This is a genomic window from Bacillus sp. NP247 (genome assembly GCF_018966865.1).
In the GTDB taxonomy this organism is placed as follows: domain Bacteria; phylum Bacillota; class Bacilli; order Bacillales; family Bacillaceae_G; genus Bacillus_A.
Genome location: NZ_CP076653.1, coordinates 4,367,514 through 4,390,519, shown reverse-complemented (window position 1 = coordinate 4,390,519; position 23,006 = coordinate 4,367,514). Strand labels below are relative to the sequence as shown.

At 33.5% G+C, this 23,006-nt stretch carries 26 protein-coding genes; 8 read left to right on the top strand and 18 right to left on the bottom strand.

From position 1 onward, the window contains the following. Window positions 1-152: 152 nt before the first annotated feature. From KPL75_RS22940 to KPL75_RS22925, 4 genes are read right to left on the bottom strand one after another with little or no spacing between them, the layout of a single operon-like run. Window positions 153-722 (bottom strand): imm11 family protein, encoded by a 570-nt coding sequence (locus KPL75_RS22940; protein ID WP_219917911.1) that lies wholly within the window; start codon window positions 720-722, stop codon window positions 153-155. 37 nt (window positions 723-759) lie between these two features. After that, window positions 760-2,385: an AHH domain-containing protein gene (locus KPL75_RS22935; RefSeq protein ID WP_219917910.1), complete on the bottom strand. Its 1,626-nt coding sequence runs from the start codon at window positions 2,383-2,385 to the stop codon at window positions 760-762. Continuing rightward, window positions 2,382-2,744, bottom strand: a complete 363-nt coding sequence (locus KPL75_RS22930) for a DUF3958 family protein (RefSeq protein WP_199715004.1) — start codon at window positions 2,742-2,744, stop codon at window positions 2,382-2,384. The genes KPL75_RS22935 and KPL75_RS22930 overlap by 4 nt, the downstream gene beginning before the upstream one ends. A 42-nt stretch (window positions 2,745-2,786) precedes the next feature. Then, window positions 2,787-3,065: a TIGR04197 family type VII secretion effector gene (locus tag KPL75_RS22925; protein WP_199715003.1), complete on the bottom strand. Its 279-nt coding sequence runs from the start codon at window positions 3,063-3,065 to the stop codon at window positions 2,787-2,789. 348 nt (window positions 3,066-3,413) lie between these two features. Between KPL75_RS22925 and KPL75_RS22920 the strand changes: the two genes are divergently transcribed. Together KPL75_RS22920 and KPL75_RS22915 are read left to right on the top strand one after the other, a co-directional pair. Beyond that, complete coding sequence (locus KPL75_RS22920; RefSeq protein ID WP_016096828.1) at window positions 3,414-3,710, top strand: transposase; 297 nt, start codon at window positions 3,414-3,416, stop codon at window positions 3,708-3,710. 8 nt (window positions 3,711-3,718) lie between these two features. After that, window positions 3,719-4,600: an IS3 family transposase gene (locus KPL75_RS22915; RefSeq protein WP_219917553.1), complete on the top strand. Its 882-nt coding sequence runs from the start codon at window positions 3,719-3,721 to the stop codon at window positions 4,598-4,600. Between the two features lie 137 nt (window positions 4,601-4,737). Here the strand turns inward: KPL75_RS22915 and cls are convergent, their stop codons facing one another. Further along, a complete protein-coding gene (gene cls, locus KPL75_RS22910) occupies window positions 4,738-5,949 on the bottom strand; it encodes a cardiolipin synthase (RefSeq protein ID WP_219917909.1) in 1,212 nt (403 codons plus the stop codon). 119 nt (window positions 5,950-6,068) lie between these two features. Between cls and KPL75_RS22905 the strand changes: the two genes are divergently transcribed. Then, window positions 6,069-7,007 (top strand): esterase/lipase family protein, encoded by a 939-nt coding sequence (locus tag KPL75_RS22905; protein WP_219917908.1) that lies wholly within the window; start codon window positions 6,069-6,071, stop codon window positions 7,005-7,007. Window positions 7,008-7,051: 44 nt separating this feature from the next. On the opposite strand, the gene KPL75_RS22900 is transcribed toward KPL75_RS22905, so the two are convergent. The 5 genes from KPL75_RS22900 to KPL75_RS22880 form a co-directional block, all read right to left on the bottom strand. After that, entirely contained in the window at window positions 7,052-8,197 is a 1,146-nt protein-coding gene (locus KPL75_RS22900) for an ABC transporter permease (protein WP_219917907.1), read from the bottom strand. A 1-nt stretch (window position 8,198) separates the two neighbouring features. After that, window positions 8,199-9,308, bottom strand: coding sequence for an ABC transporter permease (locus KPL75_RS22895; protein WP_219917906.1), 1,110 nt, complete (start codon window positions 9,306-9,308; stop codon window positions 8,199-8,201). 36 nt (window positions 9,309-9,344) lie between these two features. Further along, window positions 9,345-10,283, bottom strand: a complete 939-nt coding sequence (locus KPL75_RS22890; RefSeq protein WP_002148977.1) for an ABC transporter ATP-binding protein — start codon at window positions 10,281-10,283, stop codon at window positions 9,345-9,347. 136 nt (window positions 10,284-10,419) lie between these two features. Then, the gene (locus KPL75_RS22885; RefSeq protein ID WP_219917905.1) at window positions 10,420-11,520 is read right to left on the bottom strand and encodes a sensor histidine kinase; all 1,101 of its coding nucleotides are present in this window, start codon (window positions 11,518-11,520) and stop codon (window positions 10,420-10,422) included. 4 nt (window positions 11,521-11,524) lie between these two features. After that, complete coding sequence (locus tag KPL75_RS22880; protein ID WP_050551477.1) at window positions 11,525-12,163, bottom strand: response regulator transcription factor; 639 nt, start codon at window positions 12,161-12,163, stop codon at window positions 11,525-11,527. A gap of 281 nt (window positions 12,164-12,444) precedes the next feature. Here KPL75_RS22880 and KPL75_RS22875 point away from each other — a divergent pair, with 281 nt between their 5' ends. From KPL75_RS22875 to exsE, 4 genes are read left to right on the top strand one after another with little or no spacing between them, the layout of a single operon-like run. After that, the gene (locus tag KPL75_RS22875) at window positions 12,445-12,927 is read left to right on the top strand and encodes an RNA polymerase sigma factor (protein WP_002148981.1); all 483 of its coding nucleotides are present in this window, start codon (window positions 12,445-12,447) and stop codon (window positions 12,925-12,927) included. Next, window positions 12,924-13,367: a hypothetical protein gene (locus KPL75_RS22870; RefSeq protein WP_193657577.1), complete on the top strand. Its 444-nt coding sequence runs from the start codon at window positions 12,924-12,926 to the stop codon at window positions 13,365-13,367. The genes KPL75_RS22875 and KPL75_RS22870 overlap by 4 nt, the downstream gene beginning before the upstream one ends. Beyond that, window positions 13,360-14,430, top strand: coding sequence for a hypothetical protein (locus KPL75_RS22865; RefSeq protein WP_219917904.1), 1,071 nt, complete (start codon window positions 13,360-13,362; stop codon window positions 14,428-14,430). The genes KPL75_RS22870 and KPL75_RS22865 overlap by 8 nt, the downstream gene beginning before the upstream one ends. After that, window positions 14,427-15,383, top strand: a complete 957-nt coding sequence (gene exsE, locus KPL75_RS22860) for an exosporium protein ExsE (RefSeq protein ID WP_219917903.1) — start codon at window positions 14,427-14,429, stop codon at window positions 15,381-15,383. Before KPL75_RS22865 ends, exsE begins: the two co-directional genes overlap by 4 nt. 32 nt (window positions 15,384-15,415) lie before the next feature. Here exsE and KPL75_RS22855 read toward each other — a convergent pair whose 3' ends face one another. Next, window positions 15,416-16,663: a DUF445 domain-containing protein gene (locus tag KPL75_RS22855; RefSeq protein ID WP_219917902.1), complete on the bottom strand. Its 1,248-nt coding sequence runs from the start codon at window positions 16,661-16,663 to the stop codon at window positions 15,416-15,418. A 157-nt stretch (window positions 16,664-16,820) separates the two neighbouring features. Beyond that, complete coding sequence (locus KPL75_RS22850) at window positions 16,821-18,161, bottom strand: D-serine ammonia-lyase (protein ID WP_219917901.1); 1,341 nt, start codon at window positions 18,159-18,161, stop codon at window positions 16,821-16,823. Window positions 18,162-18,304: 143 nt separating this feature from the next. On the opposite strand from KPL75_RS22850, the gene KPL75_RS22845 reads away from it, so the two are divergent. Beyond that, window positions 18,305-18,850: a helix-turn-helix domain-containing protein gene (locus KPL75_RS22845; protein WP_002148990.1), complete on the top strand. Its 546-nt coding sequence runs from the start codon at window positions 18,305-18,307 to the stop codon at window positions 18,848-18,850. Between the two features lie 59 nt (window positions 18,851-18,909). Here KPL75_RS22845 and KPL75_RS22840 read toward each other — a convergent pair whose 3' ends face one another. The 6 genes from KPL75_RS22840 to KPL75_RS22815 all read right to left on the bottom strand — a co-directional run bounded on the left by KPL75_RS22840 (window position 18,910) and on the right by KPL75_RS22815 (window position 22,686). After that, a complete protein-coding gene (locus tag KPL75_RS22840) occupies window positions 18,910-19,593 on the bottom strand; it encodes a prolipoprotein diacylglyceryl transferase family protein (protein WP_219917900.1) in 684 nt (227 codons plus the stop codon). 14 nt (window positions 19,594-19,607) lie between these two features. Then, window positions 19,608-20,162 (bottom strand): TlpA family protein disulfide reductase, encoded by a 555-nt coding sequence (locus tag KPL75_RS22835; RefSeq protein WP_219917899.1) that lies wholly within the window; start codon window positions 20,160-20,162, stop codon window positions 19,608-19,610. 18 nt (window positions 20,163-20,180) lie between these two features. Beyond that, on the bottom strand, window positions 20,181-20,894 hold the full coding sequence (ccdA, locus tag KPL75_RS22830; RefSeq protein WP_219917898.1) for a cytochrome c biogenesis CcdA family protein: 714 nt from the start codon (window positions 20,892-20,894) through the stop codon (window positions 20,181-20,183). Between the two features lie 55 nt (window positions 20,895-20,949). Further along, window positions 20,950-21,762 carry a M56 family metallopeptidase gene (locus KPL75_RS22825; protein ID WP_219917897.1) on the bottom strand — a complete coding sequence of 271 codons (813 nt, stop codon included), beginning with the start codon at window positions 21,760-21,762 and terminating at the stop codon, window positions 20,950-20,952. A gap of 1 nt (window position 21,763) precedes the next feature. Further along, the gene (locus KPL75_RS22820) at window positions 21,764-22,180 is read right to left on the bottom strand and encodes a BlaI/MecI/CopY family transcriptional regulator (protein ID WP_002149004.1); all 417 of its coding nucleotides are present in this window, start codon (window positions 22,178-22,180) and stop codon (window positions 21,764-21,766) included. Window positions 22,181-22,287: 107 nt separating this feature from the next. Next, a complete protein-coding gene (locus KPL75_RS22815) occupies window positions 22,288-22,686 on the bottom strand; it encodes a DUF3942 family protein (RefSeq protein ID WP_219917896.1) in 399 nt (132 codons plus the stop codon). Window positions 22,687-23,006: the final 320 nt, after the last annotated feature.

Here is a 23,006-nt window from a genome sequence, read left to right as displayed (position 1 = left end):
TCAAAATATATATTTAATATTGATTAGTATGCCTTTTTATACATAACCATAAGAAAAAGCTTATGCAAATACATAAGCTTCTTCTATTTTATTTATTACTCTCTTAGGTATTAATTAACATCATTAATCTGATGTGATTTTATTAAATTTCTTTACGAAAGCTCTTCTGAATCCCACATTTCAATAAATTCAAAACCTTTTAAATCACTTTGTTCAATAAGAACCTTCAATTCATCTGAAATAAAAACAGCCGTGGGATGAATTTTCCCATTTATATAAACCTTAAAAATCATCTCACTTTGAACAGTATTACTATCAAATGCGAATTTTTCGCATCCTATTATTAAACCTGTAATCAGTTTTTTAAAAATTGCTTTATCACTATCAATTGCATCTAGTACATTCAACACATGGACCAAGTAATATACCTCACTAGTTGAATCGCGTAAAAGTGGTAAGAATTCAACATTATCGCCTATTGAAGGTTCTAATAATGCTTTTGCTTTTTCACTAACCATTAGGGCACCAATTTCTCCCCAGAAGTGTGGAAAATCACTGGCCTTTCCTCCTTCTAAACATTCAATAGGTAACTTTCTCCATGAATCTATTAGTTTTATTGTAGAGTTAAACTTCCCTTCAAAAAACTTTTTATCTTCTTTATACTTTAATAATTGAAAAGACTCATAGTTATCAGAAGAACTTCTTAATTCCCATATCTTCATAGTTTTTCTCCTTTAATATTAGAAATATGCGTGTAAATCATTTTGGATTATTTAATTTTAAACTACCTTCTAATAGACGTATTCTAATATCATGTAACGCTGCGGCAACATCTTCCTGAGTACCACCATATTCTTTGATTTCCTTTAATATCTTGGTTACTTCTTTCATATATTCGGTACTATGATTTCCTACGTGTAACACTTCCGTAGTCACATAGTCATTTACTTTATAAGGTAAAAACACACCATTAGCAGCTGAATTATGATGTATCCCAAACTCTTCAAGTAATTCCTGTGCTTCAATTGCCCTTTTGTCATTCCAAGCAGTAATATGATGTGCTGCATTTGGATATGGTGGTGGCTCAATACCTGCAGCTTTAAGTTCTTCACGCAGTACCTTAGATGCGGTATAAGAATCAGGATATTCGTTTTTTATTTCAACTTTATCCAGAACCTTATCTGCATAATCTTGTATTACTTCTTGTACATCTTTAACTTTACTTCTTCCACCAGTTTTTGAAAACATAAATGTTTCACGAGCTTTGCGTAAAACTTCAAATATTTTTATTTGATTGCTTCCAAATCCACTTGCACCTGCAAATGCCAACCGATCCGTCAGTGGCAATTTATTTGCGAAAGAAGACATTCCTGTAGAGAATTTTGCACCTTTTGCTAATGTAGTGACTTTACTTATCCCCTTATCACCAATAAGTCCAAGTCCAATTTGTGTAAAAGCATAACTTCCCCACTTAGCACGACTTTCAGCGTCTCCATTTATTACATCATTAATAAATGAATCTGACAATGTGTTCCACATAGCAGGTAAGGTTTCATTTAAATGAGTAACAGCGTATCCCATGTTCTCCCACGTTTCCCATTTACCAAGTGCCACAACACCATCTATTGTATCTTCAACAGCTTGACCTGTACCTTCTAAAATACCATCTATAATTTTTTCAGATATAGATTTTTCGGGAGGTTTCTTGCACACCGCTCCCTCTTCCATTGATCCTTTCTTTAAAAGATTATCAACTTGACGTTTTCTTTCATCAGCAATTTCTTGAATCGAAGCGGTCCAATCCATATTTAATCCTTGTGTACTAAACGTACCACTTACAGGACTAAATCCTTTCCCGCCTTGGACTTCAGCAAGGCCGGCAGTAATGCTAGCCACTAGTTGAAGGGCTTTGTTGTAGTTATTACTGGACGTATAGTTAAATTCATATAGATGCTCTAATTTTTCTTGCAGTTTTTTTCTCATCTCCACTAAAACAATAACCATGGCATCTATTCCAGGCAATACTGTAGCAATACTAATTGCTTCTATACTTGAGACCATTCGATTAATTTCTTGAATTTGCTCTCTTGTTTCTTGTTCGATGACATCTGTGGAAGCAACTTGTGATTGAAAATCACTTGGAAACGCATCATTTTGACGAATTAATTCTTCACATAAATAAATGATACCTTGTGCTAAAGGACGAAAAGTTTGGACAAAAAATATTTTTGCACTACTATATGTTTTTCCTTGCAAAACCGTATCAGTTGCAAAGGTATCAATTGATTGGATTGCTTGCTCCATAGCTTGGATAGTAGCGACACATACAGCATTCATGCTTTGGGTCTGATTTTGTACTTCCCCTACATACATATTTAAACTCATGCTTTATCCTCCCTTTTTAATCGCTGTTGCCGATAGGTAAGGTCGGTTTCTAAATCAATAAGATTGCGTCTTTCTTTAAGTAATGTTTCTTTTTGATTTTCCAATTCAAATGTTAATTTCCGCTCAATATGCTGCGACTCTTGAAGCTTATTCATAAAAAAATTAGAAACTTCTTTATCACCATGCCATGTTTCTAAAACTCTATTAAATAAACGATTATTTCGACTTCTCAATTCATGAAAGTCCATTTCTGTTTGTCTCTGGATTTGAATCGCAGCTTGATTTCGACCTTGTTTCTCGAATACTATCCGTAATTCTTGATTTAATTGGTCTACTTGCTTTTCAATGTCTTGACTCATCTTATTCTTCCTACCCTTCTCCCTTTACCGTAGGTTGTCACATTAGCGAAATGTATTTTGTAGTTCATTATCCATTCTTTCAAAATCCTTAGCTGCTAAATGAATATTATCAATTGCTTGTTGAAAGGCCCCACAAAATTGTCTAGTCAAATCTAGCATTTGTTGATTCGCTTCTTGCGCCTGGGCATTTACAGATAGTGTAGTACGGCTCGCCTTTGTTATAGAACGATTTGTCGCACTTTGAATTGTATCCGATGGATTTTTCATTTGCGTAGCAATTTGTGTAGCCGTTTGAAAATTACTTTGAAAGTTCCCCATCATTTAAACCCCTTCTAGTTTCAAAATTATTAATAAAATTATATCACGTTAATCATTTTGATTTATCGAAAATTTCAGTTATGAAACTACAGTTTTTTAAGCATTCAACTAGAACTCACTTAGAACCCTTAATCAAAATAGAGACATTAGCTTAACTTTATTTTAACTACATATTGAATTTTTTACCGAAGCGCAAATGAAGACAGAGGGGCACCCGCCAGACCAGACTATTTTTTAACTACCAATAATAAATTATAAAATAAGAAAGAACCTTCTGTTTTGATATGATCCCCTTATAGTAGACAGGAAAAAGAAAGCACATTACCCTGTTTACTATGGAGGGGATTTTTTATGGGGAAAATTAGAGTCACTTACGATGTAGAATTTAAGAAACAAGCTATAGATTTATACTTAAAAGACGGCATGAGTTATAAAAACATTGCGAAAGAATTAGGTATTCATCACTCGGTTGTAAGTCGTTGGGTGAAACACTTTGAAGCTGAAGGAATCAAAGGACTAGAAGAAAAACGCGGTAAAGCGAAAGGACCAGGTTTAGGTAGACCAAGGGTTAGACCCGAAGATCCAGAAGCTAAGATCAGACGATTAGAAGCGGAAAATGAAATGTTAAAAAAGCTCTTAGGGATGTAAAAGGAGGAATGAAAGTCGTATCCAAAACGAAAAAATTCGAAGTCATCCATGAAATGACAAAAACAGGTTATACAGTGACCATTCTATGCGATATTGCTGGTGTAACCAGAAGTGGGTACTACAAATGGATAAAACGGCATACGACGCCTTCAAAAAAACAATCAGAGGATATCGAAATTAAGAAAAAGATATTGGCGTGTCATAAAAAATTAAGAGGAATTTATGGATATAGAAGAATACAAGTGTGGCTGAAAGCCACATATAACCTTTATTTGAATCATAAGCGCATCCAAAGATTGATGCGTGAACTAGGTATCAAAGCCGTAATTAGGAAAAAACGACCTTATTACGGAAAAAAAGAAGCTTATGTGATTTCAGAGAACCATCTAAATAGGGAGTTTCAAGCTTCAAAACCGAATGAGAAATGGGTAACCGATATTACCTATTTGATTTTCAATGGACAGCGCTTGTACTTATCCGCTATTAAGGATTTATACAATAATGAAATTGTTGCCTATGAAACCAGTCGTAGAAACGACTTGAAACTTGTGTTAGATACACTGAAAAAGGCAAAGAAAAAACGAAATGTGAAGGGAATCCTCTTACATAGTGATCAAGGGTCCCAGTATACATCTCGTCAATATAATCAATTACTTAAAAAATATCAGATGAAGGCAAGTATGTCTCGAAGAGGCAACTGTTGGGATAATGCTTGTATGGAAAACTTCTTCAGTCACTTTAAGGCAGAGTGTTTTCATTTACACTCCTTCCATAAAGCGAATGAGGTCAAACTTGCCGTGCGTAAATATATGCACTTTTATAATCATCAAAGATTTCAAAAGAAATTAAATAACCTGAGTCCATATAAATATAGAACTCAGGTTGCTTAGTTGCGCTTTTTAAATACTTTCTACTTGACAGGGGTCACTGCATTTTTGAAGGTTCTTTCTTACTTCTCAACTTTTTGAATAAACAATACAGCTTTCTATTTACTATATTCTACATTTCCAGTATTCCAGTTAAATCATCACAAATAAAAATCAACCAATCCCGCCACTTTCTCCTTACAACGCTCCCAAAAAGATAACTTCTCAAAAAACTCTTTCGTCATTTCTTTCGAGTCATGAAAATCTTGTGTTAACGCCTCATTCACTTCTGATACGATAGATCCACCATGAATATATAAATTTATCTCATCATTTATATAAAAGCTACGTGCAGTAATGTTTGTAGTACCGATAACAGTTAATTCATTATCAATTAGCATTAACTTTCCGTGAAACATCCCTTTTTTATAACCATATACAGTAATCCCATTACTAACAGCTTGACGTATGTATGGATATGCCGCCTCTTTAATAAGAGGAATGTCTGGTTTATATGACCAAAGGATTTTCACTGTAACACCACGTTTTTGCGCCGCGATTAAAGCGTTCATTAATTCTTTATTTTTCGCTATAAAATAAGGTGTTGTAATGACAATCGAATGCTTCGCTTGTTTTATTAACTCTACATATTTTTCAGCAACATGATGCCCATTGTAACTGGCCATAGTATGTAATGTATTCCCTTTACTAGCCTTATTCGTACTCCTCTTTATATCTTCTTTCGTGTCTCGTTTCCAATCTAAAGCGAACTGTTCTTCTAAATCTTTTGCTCCTTCTCCCCTTATCCGCACATGATAGTCACGCCAATATCCAAATCGCTTATCTTTTCCTAAATATTCATCTCCCATATTAAACCCACCCGTATAACCAATTTCCCCATCAATCGTCGTAATACGGCGATGATTCCGATGATGAAGAGAATAAAATCCGAATGGTAATTCAGGTTTTCTACTATATGTAAAATGTACACCACTTTCCCGCAATTCATTTTTCATCTTTCTTTCAAAAGATAAATCATTAATTAAATCCACCGATAAGTATACGTTTACTCCTTCTTTCGCTTTTTCTTTTAATAAGTTTAAAAATGTATGACTACTTTTGTCATCTGAGAGAATATAAAAGTAAGTATAAATAGATTGTTTTGCTTCCTTTACGTCCGTAAACAACTGTTTATAAAACGACTTCCCTTCTACATATAATTGAAAGTCACTATAATGAGGAGCATACTCTATCGGCATATTTTTCCCGGCTTCCATTTTCCGTCCGAGCGTAACGTCAATATGCATCCAAATTAAAATAACAACGAAAATAGCAATAATAATAGAAGTGACTCGCAATATTTTTTTAATCATTTTGATTTCCTTCCACTCATATTACTTACTATTTCGTAGTGTTTCATTAAAGTATGTTTTCATACAAAATGTATTTCTTACTTTTTGTCGGATGTTAAAAAATTAAAGGAGAGCAGACTATGAAAAGAGCAAAAACTCCTATTATTTTTATCCCAGGTCTTTTCGGTTCAATGAGTAATATTATTATTCCTGGTACCGGTAATTGGAACTTTGGGCTTTCTTCGTTTATTTATGAACCATTCATTATGATGTTAGAAAGTATGGGGTACAAACGAAATAAAGATTTGTTCATCTGTTTTTATGACTGGCGGCAGCGCATTGTTTTTTCTACACAAAAATATTTATTACAAACGATTGCCTATGCTAAAAAAATTACAGGCTGCGATAAACTAAATCTAATTTGTCATAGTATGGGCGGACTTCTTGGACGTTCTTACGTTCAAAGTGACGAATATAAAAATGATGTGAATCAGCTTATAATACTCTGTACACCCAACGCTGGATCTCCAGCAAATTATAGTTATTGGACTGGAGGTAGTCTTCCTGTCCAGGCCTCTCCTAAAATAAATATCGTTCATTTTTATATAGAACAATACATTCACTACGTAAGCACCTTACACAAAATGAATAAAGTTGAAGCAATACACCGTTACTTTCCAGGATTACAAGATGTTATTCCTTGTAAAGATTACGGAAATTATTTATTTATAAGATCCGGCTCTTCTATTACATTTCTTCCTTATAACAAGATGAAAACGAAAAATCCTTTCCTCGATACATTAAATAAAAATAGATTTATTATCGAGAAAAGAAATATTGAAACTACACTCATTGCAGGAGATGGAGTAGAAACGATTCAATATTTACAAGTCGTCCCTTCATATTCAAAACTGGAATGGACAGACGAAAAAGTCGTCGGTGATATACTTACAAAACATGGTGATGGTAACGCTGTTTTACATAGCGTTTTTCTTCTAGAGGGAAATAAATATGTTGTGCATGCTTCACATAACGAAGTGCTCTACAAAAGCATTCCTATATTACAAAAGATACTTTAAATTACGAATACAAAAAAGGTGTGGCATTGCGCCACACCTTTTCATTAAATGAAGTTCCTCGCATCATTATTTCTTCCAAACTTATAAATAGCAATTAAGAAGAATGCTATCGCAAAGGCGAATAAGATTAAAATATTTAAATACAAATCTGAAAACGGAATTCCTTGCTGTAATTTCGTAATCGTGTCCATTAGCCAGCGTTGCGGTAAAAAATTAGCTATTTTTTGTACCGTTTTCGGCATGATATCATATGGGAAATAGCATCCCGCTAATAAACATGTCGGTACAATGACGACATTTTGCATCGCATTTGAAGCAGTTGAATTTTTCGCAAAAGACACAATTACTAAAGACAAACCAATTGCGATTAAAGCAAATATCATGAGTACACCAATCATCACTGTGAAAGGCATATTTATATTTGTATGAAAAACATACTTCATAAATAATACGGCAATTACAATTTGCACTGTTAGTATAATCATATTCACCGCGACATTAGATAATATAAATTTCTTTCCATCTATCGGTGTCGATAATAATCTAAAATACGTTCTGTTCTCTTTTTCTTTTAAAATAATTCCAGATAAATTCCCTGCCGAAAATAGCATAAACATGATAAGATAACCAATCGTTTGATTTGTCATATCCTTATTTTTCGAAGTATCTTCAAGTGTCTCTGCTTTTACTTTAAATGAACCTTTTTGATAACCAGCGTACATACTATCAAACGTACTTTGATCCGCCCCTGCCACTTTACTAATCGCAGTGATATTATCAACATAGTTATATAAATATGATTTTATAAATACTGTTACTTGATCACCTTTAATCGATGAAACTTCAATATGACTCGGTTTCCCTGCTCGAACACTTTCGGAAAAACCAGACTGTAATGTAACAACACCATCAAGTTTTTTTGAAGTGAGTTTATCTTCCACTTCAGATTCCTTAATTTTACTAATATTTACATGATTGAGTCCTTCTAAAAATTTCACTGTATCATTTGCGATAGGCTGATTTTCTTTATTTATAACCCCAATATTTAACGTTCCTTGCCCTACATTTCCATATATTGAAAAAGAAATAAGCGTTCCTATTATCGGCAAACTTACAATAAGCAATAATCCTTTTTTATTTTTTAAAAGCGTAGCTAATGTTTTTCGTATGAGCCATAAAATATCTTTCATATTACAGCCCCTCCCGTCTACGTAATGCGATAATCGCAATTAATAAAAATATTGCTGAAATTCCAAGATTTAAAGAAATAACCGGTAGTGCTGCTCCTATGTCATTTGCATAAATAATTTTCATAATGGCTGTGTTGGCCCACGTCAATGGCGATAAATTCGTAACGACATTTTCTTCCACTACGAAATAAGCACCACCAAAAATAGAAGCTAATTGCACAACAACCATAATAATTGCTCTAGATGCCTCACCTGTTTTTGTAATAAATCCGATTCCTAAACCGAAGCTAATTGCTAGAAAGACTTCTGTTAGTAAAATAATAAATATGATTCCAAGATGGTCACCCCAATTCGCTTGAAAAACAAATTTACTAAATATAACGACGAGTAATAGACAAAGTGCATTTGCTACAAGACTACCAAGCACTTTCCCAATGAAAATTTCAGCCTTACTTATAGGTGCTGCAATTAAACGATCTCCTGTTTTACGTACTCGTTCTCCTCGAATTAAAAAACTCGCACCCATTGCAGCATACAATGCAATCATTGTCGTCATTACAACCGCGTAGTAATCCATAGAACCTGGTTTTTTAGCAGCTTGTAAAGATGTTTCTTTAATATAATCATTATGATTTCCATTTGAAATAACTGTGCTAACCTTACTTGGATCTACTTTTGCAACTTCTGCCGCTACATTGTACTTATCAACAAATGTCGTAAGCATTCCTTCAACAATACTTCCTTCAATACTACTTCTGTCGCTTCCATAAAATTTCGCACCATCTTTATTTAACTCTACATAAGCAGCATATTTATTTTGTTTCACTTCTTCTTTCCCATCTATACCTTCGGAAGCTTTTTTAAAATGGATACCCGATTTATCGACTTCTTTTGTAAATGCTTCAAATGATTGAGAAAACGTGCTTCCCGCTTCATCTTTATAAAGTACTTGTATATCTTTAATCGAATGACTATCGCTATTAAATGCGTTACTTAACGCTGTTCCTAATACAAGCATAAGCACAATCGGAAATGCTAACATAAAAACTAAAGTTCTTACGTCTCTGAAATCTCTTTTAATGTGCATAACTGCAATATTGAAGATGTTCAATCGATGAACCTCCCTTTTCCTATTCTTACAATCACTTTATTTATCTCGTAAGTTTCTTCCGGTCAATGTAAGGAATACTGTTTCTAAATTCGGAGCCTGCTCTTCTAATGAACGAATTTCAATATCATGATTAATAAAGTGTTGAATAATTTTATTTAAATTATTTAATCCTGCATCAGAATTTACTTTGATTACGTTCTCTTCAATTTGAACAGCTTTCACACCGTTTATCTCTTTTAATTTTTCAACGTCTAGATTTTCTACTGACTTCACTTCAATCCAAATGTCTTTCGTATCGGTAATAATCGCTTTTAACTGTTCTTTCGTTCCTTCTGCAATCACTTTACCGTGATCAACAATTGCAATTTTCGTACAAATTTCTTCTACCTCTTCCATGTAGTGACTCGTATAAATAATTGTACTTCCCATTTCATTTAGTTTTCGGACAGACTGAAGAATATAATTTCTTGACTGCGGATCGATTCCAACTGTCGGTTCATCCATAATAATTAACTTCGGTCTATGAGCGATTGCACAAGCGATATTCAGCCTTCTTTTCATCCCGCCAGAAAAGTTTTTCGGGTAACTTTTATGTTTATCACTAAGCCCCACAAATTGAAGTGCTTCCTCTACTCTCGCTTTTAGTTCAGCACCTCTCAATCCGTACAATCCGGCAAAGAATTTCACATTTTCATAGGCAGTTAGCTCTTCATAAATCGCAATATCTTGCGGAACAATACCGATGTTCATTTTCGCAAATCGATTATGTTTCTTTATATTTTTTCCTAGTATGCTAATTTCACCTTCATTACTTCTTAACAAGCCAGCAATCATATTAATTGTTGTACTCTTACCAGCACCATTCGACCCTAAAAATCCAAATATTTCTCCTTCTTTAATAGATAAAGACATATTATCTACCGCGATGAAATCACCAAATTTTTTCGTTAAATTTTTAATTTCCAATGTGTTCATCATTTCACCCCTATTTCGGTTTCTCTGCTTTTATTATAAACAAAAAGAATGAACCTGCTCAGTGCAGAAGTTCATTCTTTTCACATGAGATTATTCACTTTTTTCATATGAGATGATTCATCCTCGCCCCATTCCCTTATATCGGCAACAACATTGTTACTGAAAAACCACTTGTCCCATCTACAATAATTTTACCGTTTACAGACGCAGTTCGCTCCTCCATCCCCATAATACCAAGGCCTTTTTTAACAAGAGCTGCCCCCTTACCGTTATCCTTCACTTGTACTTTAACCACCTTGTTAAGTACATGAATATCTATTGAGATGACTGTCGCTTCAGCATATTTCATCGTATTTGTTAACGCCTCCGTAACATTTTCACCGATAATCTTCCACTGAATTGGAGAAATCATATCTAAGTTTCCTTTATATACGAAAGGAATGTTTACATCATGCTTACCGGCAAATTCCTCTATGAACAATTTCATACGATGAATGCCAATTTGCTCTGTTGGTGGCTTCATATTTTTTAATGTAATCCGAATGCTTTCAATCCCATCTTTCGAAATATGAATTGCATTTTGTAATAACTCAGCAGATTTCACTTTATCTATTTCCATTAATCTCTTTGCTGCTTCCATTTGAATAAGTGCACCCGTCATCGAGTGACCAATTTTATCATGAATTTCTTGAGATAATCGATTTCTCTCCTCTAACTTAAATGTGTATTCTGATTGCCTTATGTAATCTTTATTTTCATTTAAACTTTTCGTAAGTCTTTGTATGTCTTTTCTCATTTTATCATTTTGCATTTCGAGTTTTAATAATCGCGCTATATAGCGGTGAGCTATCGTTAAGGAAAAAAAACAAAATACACTAATAAGTCCATACGTCATTTGAATACCTTCACCTATAAAAATAATAGGAAGGACCATAATAAAAAAGATTAACCATTTCTTTTCTATATAATAATTTGCAATTTCATATAAGTTCAAAGGTAAAAACAAAATAAAAAACGGATGAACCCTCCACGTAAATAACATAACTACGCCAACTGATACGCAGATTAAAATCTTATTGTACGTATCTTTTTTCAATATAGAAATCATCACATTTATAGAAAGATATATAAGCAAAGTAAGTATAATCCATGGTAAGTTCGTAACATTTAAATGAATGTAGCTGAACACTATATATAAAAAGACAATTAATTTACTTACAGTTAACCAAAATTCCATATCATTAATCTACTTTCCCTGTTAAGTAATAAATTGCAATTTGCGTGCGATGTTCCAGTCCAGTTTTTCCTAAAACTGATGTAATATAATTTGCAATTGTTCCTTCTGATATGAAAAGTTGCTTCGAAATTTCTTTATTAGAAAATCCTTTTGCGATTAATGCGATAATACTAAGCTCCCTTTCTGTGAAAAGGCTCTTATCTATTTTAGATTCTGCTTCTTTATTTTCAAGTAAATTACTTTTAATTTTATCAAGTACAACATCTTGCATAACAGTTTGGCCATTATATACTCCTTTTATTGCATCACGAATACGCTCCGGATCATTATTTTTTAATAAATAGCCTTTCGCCCCATTTTTTACTGCATCCAAAATATATTCATCATCATCAAAAGTCGTTAAAATAAGCGGTTTCGTTTTCGTCTCTTCACAAATTAACTTCGTCGCCTCTACCCCGTTCATATTCGGCATACGAACATCTAAAAGGGCAATATCAACTTCATGCTTTTTACAATACGCTACAGCTTCTTTTCCATCATTTACAGTATCTAATACTTCGAACTCTTCGTATGTATTTAAAATAATTTTCATGCCTTCTCTAATAAAAGAATTATCATCTGCTATTAATATTTTAATTTTCATGCTTGTTAGTATGGACATCCCCCTACTAACATTCACATCCTTTCTTCACGTAGCATTTCCTACTTGCTCATTATATACTTCTCCCTACCATTTTTTCACACCTTTTTCATATAGCACCTTCTCTAAAAATATATTATTCTTTTTTTATAACATGTGTAGGGTGACTTATTGTTTTTTACGTCTATATAATAGAATGCGTCAAAAGGAGGGAGAGCACAATTGAAGAAAAACAATTAATCGAAAAAGCACAACAAGGAAGCGAGCATGCCTTTCGTATCCTTGTGCAAACATATCGTCATTATATTTTCCAAGTTATCTTTTCTATTTTAAGACATGAAGAAGATGCTAAAGATGTTACACAAGAAGTATTCGTAAAAATTCACACCTCTCTCCCAAATTATCAATTTCGCGGATTAAAAACGTGGATGGCACGTATTGCCACCAATCACGCTATTGATTATAAGAGAAAGAAAGCTAGAGAAAACGAAGAACTCTCCTTATGTAAAGAAACAGAGGAAAATATAAAATCCTCTCATAACATTGAAGCTTTACTATTGACGAAAGAGCAAAAATTACTCATTGCTCAAAAACTAAGAGAACTTCCCGACAATTACCGTGACGTCGTTCTCGCGCATTACTTAGAGGAAAAAAGTTATCAAGAAATTGCTTTCCAGGAAAACATCGAAGTGAAAACGGTCGAAATGAAACTGTACCGGGCAAGAAAATGGATTAAAAAACATTGGAAGGAGGAAGAGTTTCTATGATGCATTATTCAAAAGATGATTGGCGCAATTATACATTAGACTTTTTAGAAAGCAATGAACGTGAATCTATGGAAGAACACCTTTATGAATGTGATCATTGTTTAGCACTTTATATGGAAAGTATTGATGAACAACACGAAAACCTTCCAATGATAAATGATGATTCATTTACGAACGAAGTTATGACGCAAATTAATTTTGAAACGTTACAGCCTAATGAAAATATAAAAACAAACTCACTAAAGCGCACAATTATTCACTACATAATTGCGACTGCAGCTACAATTATTTTTATGGTAAGTGGTTTATTCCAGTATATTTTCACAGCGACATCAAATTTCGAGAAATCTTCAAAACATAACGAGTCTTCTATCTCACAACAAATTGTAAACAAATCGGTAGACACATCAAAAAAGGACGGAGGTTCAAAGCATGAATAAAAATCCCTTTTTAGCACTTGTATTAGGGCTAATTCCCGGGCTTGGACATTTATATTTAAAGAAATTTGGGCGGTTTATTTTATATAGCGGAGGGGCTTTATTTCTATTTATCTTTGCAGCATTTTGTACAATAGCGTTAGGATCGCGTGATATTGCTTTTCTTTCTCTATTTTTACTAGTCGTGTTATGGGCGATCAATTTATTAGATTTAGTTATCACTATTATTAACCAATCGAAAAAACATGCTGCCGGAGAATTTACAGAGTCCTCTAAAGAGAGCGAACGATTTTATATCATTCTCCTATCAATCATCCCTGGACTTGGTCATTTCCAATTAGGGCTTATGCAACGAGGTCTTACATTTTTAGTCGCTTGCGCAGGCTTAGGCAGCATGATTATATTTGTGACATTATTAACATCTCAAGGAAGTTTCCTTATCTTCCTTATTACCTTACCTGTTTTATGGATTTATAATTTCTTCGATGTTGTTCAGCAACTACAGAAAAAAGAACGTGGCGAGCAATTAGTTGATCGTACTATTTTTGAAGACTTTGAAGAGCACCGAGAACAAGGAAAGAAAAGTAAAACATTTGCTTCTATTTTAGCGATGTTTCCTGGAGCAGGACATATGTATTTAGGCTTACAACGCCGCGGTCTTCAGCTTATGGCAGCCTTTTTACTATCCATTTATTTACTTGATTTATTAAGACTCTCTGCGTTTTTATTTTTAGTACCAATCATTTGGTTTTATAGCTTTTTTGACACATTACAGCAAACAGCGAAATACGGAAAAGAACGCGTACATGACGAACCTATCATCGACTATTTTATCAATCATCAAAGATGGATCGGTATCGGTTTAATTACACTCGGTGGTTATTATTTATTAAATCAAACAGTCCTTCCTATTTTGAATGATTATTTTGTAACTATATTTAATATTCATCTTAGCGAACTATATTATCGCTATTTCCAAACATCTATCGTTGCTCTCCTTTTAATTGGTGGCGGCTTTAAATTGTTACTTGGAAATAAAGAAAACAAAGGTGGTACAAACGAATGAGAACATGGCGCGTTGGAACATTCTCGATGGGAATTTCAATTATTTTATTAGGTTGCTTTTTACTATTTTCAGTCGTAAAAGGAGTTCAAGCATTAGATACATTAACAGCCTGGTGGCCTGTTTTACTTATCATACTTGGCGCTGAAATTTTACTATACCTTTTATTTTCTAAGAAGGAACAATCATTTATTAAATATGATATTTTTAGCATTTTCTTTATCGGCGTTTTAGGAAGCGTCGGAATTGCTTTTTACTGTTTATTATCAACTGGATTACTAGAAGAAGTTCGTCACTCTATTAACACAACGAGACAAACGAGTAATATTCCAGACGGACAATTTGATATACCTGAATCTATCAAAAAAATCGTAGTAGATGCAGGTCATCAACCTCTAACGATAGAGGGAAATAATACAAATCAAATTCATCTTTTGGGAACTTATGAAATGACGACGAAAGCAAATGAAAAACTCAATTTAAAACGAGATGATTTCCTTTCAGTTCAAACGGCTGGAGAAACGATGTATATCACTTTAAAATCATTACCTGTTCAGCATACGTTATTTAATTCAGCACCACAGGTGAAACAAACGCTTGTTCTTCCGCAAAATAAAAATGTGGAAATCCGTGCTTCAAATAACGAACTATCTCTTTATCCAGGTCAATTACAAAATAATTGGCTTGTACAGGAAAGCTCAAGAGTGTCTATCCATCTTGCAAAAGAGAGTGATGTATCTTTAACAGCAGTAACGAATCAAAAAGAAACACATGGAAGTACACCTTGGGAACAAGTAGAAGATTTAACGAAAAAAGAAAATAATTCTTCAGAAGAACATCCAAAATTAAACAGCCAAGAACATTGGTATAAAAATTCAATTAAAACTGGAAATGGCACGTACAAGTTAAATATTGAGAAAGCTTATAATTTAAATATGAGCGTTATTGAAAAATAAGAAAAACCTTCCGCAATTGCGGAAGGTTTTTCTCATATAATCGCTTTTATTCCTTCTAAAACTAATCCAATCATAAAACCACAAACAGCCCCGTTCACACGAATCCACTGTAAATCTTTACCGACATTGTTTTCAATCATTTCGATTAATGTTTTATCATCTAACTTATCAAGGTTTTCTTGCACAAGCTTTCCAATTTTTGAATGGTTTTTTTCAACAATAGTAACAACTTGTTTTTGTAACCAATCTTCTATTTTTTGAACAGTCAGTTCGTCTTCTTTTATTTTATTCATTTGTGTTTGTAAGAATGGAACAACATATTTATCGGCAAATTCTTCATTCTTCACAAAGGTAACTGCCCTACTCTGTACTTGCTCTAGCATCTCTTTTATTTTGTCAGTAGCATCCCAATTTGCAATCCATTTTTCTTTCCAATTCTCTAATTCCTGTAATAAAGATTCATTTTCCTTTACATTTATAATTTCTTGACGAATCTTCGCTAATATAAGTTGTCTTGTGCTATTATCAGCATCTTGCAAACTGTTAATATTGCTAATGATAAACTTCTGCAAAATGCCGCCAATTTTATCTTCATCTACAATATTCATAAATGATTTCAAAGTAAACTGCAGGAATCCATCTACTTTTATGTTTTCCATCGCCTTCATACCTAAGCTTCCTAGCTGATAACGTGCTTCATCTTGAGCTGTCCAATCTTTCACCTTTACTAATATGTAATCAAGTGTTTTTTCATCATATTCTTGCACCACTAATTGATCAACAAGCACTTGTAATATGTTGCTTGTGTTAATTGTATGCAAATACGTTTTTAATTCTTTTTCAATAATAACAGCTAATTTTTCTGTGTCTATTTGAAGAATCGCTTTCTCAGCAATTGTTACAATTCCTTTTTTCACAGCGTCTGATTGTAACTCTTTCTCAGCAATTTCCAGTACCATTTGTGCTAGCTGCATTTCTTTTACTTTACTTGTAATACTTTCTTTCGTCAGCCATTCATTTTCTAACGTAGAAACGAGCCCCTTTGTTACCCTCTTCCGATTTTTAGGTAATAAAGCTGTATGCGGAATTGGGATCCCCAACGGATGACGGAATAAAGCTGTAACCGCAAACCAATCCGCAAGTCCACCAACTAACCCAGCTTCAAATCCCCCTTGAATAATCTCCCCAGCTACCGTTCCTTGAAAAGGGATAGAAGCCGCAAAACCTACGCCCATAACCCCAAGCGAAATACCCGCTATATATTTAGTCTGCAATGACATCGTATACACATCCTCTTATTATGTAAAATAACGCTTTTTTATTATATTTAATCGATATGAATAATCCTTTATAACTATACTATAAAGAACTAATGTGAAAATAACAAAGATTTTTATGTACATGAAAAAATGAGGCTTTAAATCGCCTCATTCTTCCTTACTCTGCTTTCGTTAATTCCGAACCTTTTTTATAATAACCACTCATCACATCTTCTGGAACCATACTCCCACCAGTTCCCCACACAATATGAGTACCTTTCTTCACCTTCTCTGTTAACTGTTGTTTTTGTAAATACTCATTTTCAGCTTTACATACATTCAACGGTCCTATCATACCCGCTAACGCCGAAGGCTCTAAATAAATATTTTCATTATCAGCCAGTTCTTTTAATAATCTATACAACTCTTCATCACTTACTGTGTAATTTCCACTCAAAAATGGTTCCATCGTTTTACCGACAAATCCAGACGGTCTTCCTACTGCAAGCCCATCCGCATCTGTTACATTATCAATACCGATATCTTGAACGGCAATTTTATCGTGAAGCCCTGTCATTAAACCGAGTAACATACACGGGGAATGTGTCGGTTCAGCAAAGAAACAATGCACATTGTCTTTGTACAATAACTTTAAGCCGAATGCTACTCCGCCAGGCCCACCACCTACCCCACACGGAAGATAAACGAATAAAGGGTGTTCTTCATCTACTACAATCTCTAACCCTTCTAATTGTTTTTGTAAACGAGACGCTGCTACTGCATATCCTAAAAATAAATCATGTGAATTTTCATCATCTACAAAATAACAGCTAGGATCAGCTTCTGCTTGCAGTCTTCCTTCCTCTACTGCTTTACTATAATCAGCTTCATATTCAATAACATTTACATTTTTACTTCTTAATAAATCTTTTTTCCATTCTTTGGCGTCTGCTGACATATGAACCGTCACATTGAAACCTAATTTCGCACTCATAATACCGATGCTAAGCCCTAAATTTCCAGTAGAACCTACTGCAATTGAATACTTCGCAAAAAAACCTCTAAATCTATCACTATCTAAAATTGAATAATCATCTTCCTCTGTTAACATTCCATGCTGAAGTGCCAATTGCTCAGCATGTTTCAACACTTCATAAATGCCGCCCCTAGCTTTAATTGATCCTGATATCGGAAGTTGACTATCACACTTTAATAATAATTCTCCTAGTATGGATTGCCCGTATTTCTTCTCTAAAGACTGCTTCATAGCAGGTATTTTCACTAAAGGTGATTCTATAATACCGCTCGTCTCTTTCGTCTCAGGAAAAACTTTTGCAATATATGATGCAAAGCGCTTTAACCTCTCTTCCGCATCTTTTACATTTTCTTCATTTAGTGGTGAACCCTTTATCGCTGTTTCATAATTTTCTATATTCGGGTTTATCCAAAATATTTCTTCTGTTGCAATAAGCTTGTTAACTAATGGGTACTCTGCTTTTAATTCCCCTATTTCCTTCATTCTGTTTCCTCCTCATATCCTTGTAGCTCGTCATACAATAAATTATAATTAATTTTAATATAGTTTAACATAAAATACAGTTTTAGTTAATTTTAATTTAATTTATTTAAATTAAATTAAATAATCATTAAGGAGAATCTTCTATGGAAAATATAGATATTGGCAAAAAAATTGAAAAGCAAAGAAAAGCAAAAGGTTTAACTAGTAAAGAACTAGCAAATATGGCCGAAATCACGCCATCTATGTTAAGTCAAATTGAACGTGGTTCTGCTAACCCTTCTATTCAAACATTAAAAGTACTCGCAAAAGCACTTGATGTTCCAACGTTTAGCTTTTTACTAGAAGAAACAAATACAGATGATTTAATCGTACGCTCTCATAAACGTAAGAAAATGATTATCGATAATTTATCATATGAAATGCTATCACCCGATTTCACAGGAAATTTAGCAACAGCAATTATGACTGTTCCTCCAAATACTGCTTCATCAGAAAATGTTCTAGAACATAAAGGAGAAGAACTAGCATTTGTATTAGACGGGAAAATCACATTGCACTTAAATGAAGAAGAGTACACATTAGAAACTGGTGATAGCGTAAAAATACCAGCTTATTTAAAACATAAATGGGTAAATCAATTCGAGAAAAATGCGATTGTTTTATTTTCTGTTACTCCGCCGATTTTTTAATTCATGTGATGATACAAAAATAGCCATGCATGGAGGATGCTCTCCGTACATGGCTATTTTTATTTTTTTGGTACTAACAAAATCCCTAAACTAATAACAAAAAAACTGAGTATTTGCTGTATTGAAAGACCAAATAGAACTGAATTTTGTTCATTAATAAGTGAAATAATGATATGAACAATTCCCTCGAAAATTAAAAAGAAGCTTATATTCTTTCCACTTCCTAATCTTTCACTTTTAATCCATAACGAACCAATTATACCCAGTGCGAGTATAATCTCATACATGAAAATAGGATGATACAAAAATTTTGATTCATATATTTTCATCCCCCATGGGAGTGTCGTTTGTATACCTACTTCTTGATGGAATAGAAAATAAAAGATAATACCCACACACAATCCAAAAGGTAATGTATCAAGTAAAATCCGAAGAGAAAATTGCTCCTTTTTACTTTTCAAAACAATGTATATACTAGCAATTACGCAACCTACTATAATATGCTGAATACTTCCTACAGCTAATAATGCTTGCAATGGCGATCCAAAAGCCCATACTGGATTTAAAATTGCCGGTGCAAATTTCCATACAAATACAACGATAAGAAAACCATTCGTTACTGCATCCATCATTTTTTCATATGGTACATTTTGATACTTCATTTTGAGTTTCATCAAAATAAACCCAAATAGACTTCCTATTATAAGCGATACTGGTTGTAACCTCACCATCCACTCCATCACTATGAAATCCCCTTTTAATTCTCAATTATTTTCTTAAACTTCTCTTCTAATTGATCTGGAGGTAATACCCCTCGTGCTTGATCTACTATAATACCATCTTTATTAACAAAAAATGTCGTTGGTAAAGAGAATACTTTATAATCTATTCCAGCTACTCCATCCATATCTAATAGAACAGGAAATTTAAATCCGTGACGATCTGCAAATGCGCTTGCTTCTTGTACTGGATCCCCAATTGTTGCATTTACCGCAAAGATTTCAACATCCTTTTTATATGTATCATACAAACGAACTAAATCAGGAGCCTCCATTTCACATGGGCCACACCATGATGCCCAAAAATTAATAATATATGGTTTTCCCTTTGCATCATTTAACGAATACAGCTTCCCATCTAATCCTTTTAATGTTATGTTTGGTGCTTTAAATCCCACTTGTGGTAATACTTCTTTCTCTTGTAACTCCGCTTGTTTCGCTTTTCTTTCTTTTTCTTCTTTCTTTGTATTATAAAAATTAACCCCTGCCCAAATTAATGCCCCGGCCAGTATAATAGCAATTAGTTTCTTCACTTTTCTTCCTCCTCATTTCTAAAATCCTGTAAATCCACCAAATATACGAATAAAGAATGCTGTAATTTTCGTCATTTGATTTGTATATAATAAAACCCCTGTTAGTATCATCATTCCACCGCCAATTTTCATCATGACGTTGGCATATGTAACAATCCATTTTACCTTTCCGATAAAAAATGCCATCACGAAAAACGGAACTGCAAATCCAAGAGTGTACGCTGTAATATACAGAAGCGCACTTTCAGGATTGGTCGCACCGAGCATGAGTACAGCTGAAAATATCGGTCCAACACATGGTGTCCATCCCGCTGCATATGTCATGCCGACCAAAACTGAGCGAATATATCCTGTCGATTTACTTCTATATTGTACTTTTTTCTCTGCCATAAGCCACTTAGGCTGAATCAATCCAGTCATAAATAGCCCCATCAAAATAATAAATATCCCACCAATCTGCTGAATCAACCTTTGATTAGATGAAAAAGTGATCCCAATCCAGCTTACTGATAAACCTAACGCATAAAAAATAACCGAGAAACCGATCATAAAAAATACTGTATGTATAATCGCTGACTTTTGCATAATCCCACGATTTTCTTTTAAATCTTGAATAGAAACACCTGTAATATATGATAAATAAGATGGATATAGCGGTAAAGAACATGGAGATATAAATGAAAGTACCCCCGCCCCTACTACTAGCCAAATTGTTAAATCCGCCGCATTCATTTTATTCCTCCCAAACACACTACAAAACGTAGTGTTAATTATTAAAAAAAAGAGGCTATATGCACTCTCCAACAATAAGTACAATCGACATACAAAATAACCCTAACGTTACATATACTGAATTCGTATGTAATGGTATATTCAGCTTAATAGCTTTCTCATTCAACACTTGCTCAATCCATAAATTAATTGCAGTTTTCGCAAACGAAGCTGTAATACATTGATTTTCCATCGTCTTTATTTTAATTAATTTTAATAATGCACTACCTAGCTCAAATGAAGATTTCATTTTTTGCATCGCATATTTATCTGCTGCTAACTCTTGATACGTATGATATCGTTGTAGCAACCCTTTTAATATCGGAATATACATCATTCCCTCTGCTAACAACGTAAAACAAAATAATTTTAGCGGATCCAGATTGTTTTGATGATATTCTTCATGGAATACAATCGCATCAATTTCTTCTTCTGAAAACGTCTGAAGTATTCCTTCTGACATAACAACTTTCGGACGAAATAATCCAATTGTAAATGCTGTAACTTCCATAGTCGGCAGTATATATATTTGTTTTCCTTTTCTAATGAAAGGGAAAATTACTTTTTGCAATTTTTTACTATAGAAAAATTGCCGCCAAAGTCTTTTGCACACTATCAATACAGTAAGTAATAATAATCCAGCTATTATAATACGAATCAGCGATAGTTCTTTCATATGTTTTTCTAATTCAAACAAGCAAAGTTTTGAAAGAAAGAACGCCTTATTTTGAAAAAGAAATGGATATGAAACATAATACACTAACATGCTGAAAAAGAGAGTACTTACAATTACTGCTAACAATACGATTTTACGCATTTGCCATTTCATTTTATCGATCCTCTTTTTTTAATTGACTCAATTTGTCTTCTAATTTTTTTATTAAAGTCGGATCAGCCTGCTCTAACTCATCTAGCATATGATTTACAACTAAATCTCCAAACTCCCCCATTAATTCCTGTGTCATTTTCTTCGTTTGATTGGATAAGAATTCTTCTTTTGTTTGTACAGCACGATATATGCCACTTCTTTTCACAGTCTGTTTTTCTAAGTGTAATTTCTCTACTAACCTGTTCATAACTGTCATAACAGTATTAAAATTCACAGGCGATTCTTCACTTAATTTCTGCTGCACTTCTTTAATCGCAATACCCTCAGTAGACCAAACAATCTCCATAATTTTCGCTTCAAGCGGTCCAAAGAAGTGATTTAACCCTTGCTCATTTAACTTATAGTTTTGAGTAAACATAGTACAGCTCCTTCCACACTACAGATTGTAGTATAAATTAAATGAAAGGTCAAACTCGAATAATATAAACTAATATCCACTAATTATAAATCTGTACTCCGTTCCATTCATTGTAAACCTAACTTCTCTCCAAATGTAGCAAAGAGATAATACTCTAATATTTGCACACTAAACTTCTCATTACGCCCGAGTGCAAATAATTCCCGATCTTTAGCTACGATAGTATCTAATGGAATCACCACATTATCCACTATTTTTGTAATTTCAATTATATTACTTTCTACGTTTACTTCTGTTTTAAATTCAATATTTTCTAATACTATATGTGAACGTCTTCCTGATGCAAAAAAAGTAAAGTTAGGATTTTTAAAAATTCCAATTTCACTCTCTAACGGATATAAATATTTATAAATTATCTCTCTGTGCCCCTCTTTTATTATTTTTTCATCTTTTTCATCATCTAAATATTCTTTTACCTTCGCTGCGAACTCAAATCGAAAATCCACTCTTTCACGCTCCCACTTTTCATTCTACGCTAATAAATATATTAATATAATTTTACCATATTATAAAATAACTTCCTATAAAAAGTAAAAACCACTTTTGTAAAACCTCTGGTATTTCCCGCACTTTTTAAATATAAACACTCTTTCAATATTAATTAGTACGCCGTTATATTCATTTAAACATATTGTTTCCATACTTTAAAACAATATTATCCAGTATTATATATCAATACAGTGAAACTTTAATCAGTGGGGGTTTTGTTCATCCCCCACTGATTATTAGCCTTCACCAATCGGGCGTTTACGGGAAGCCCGACCCC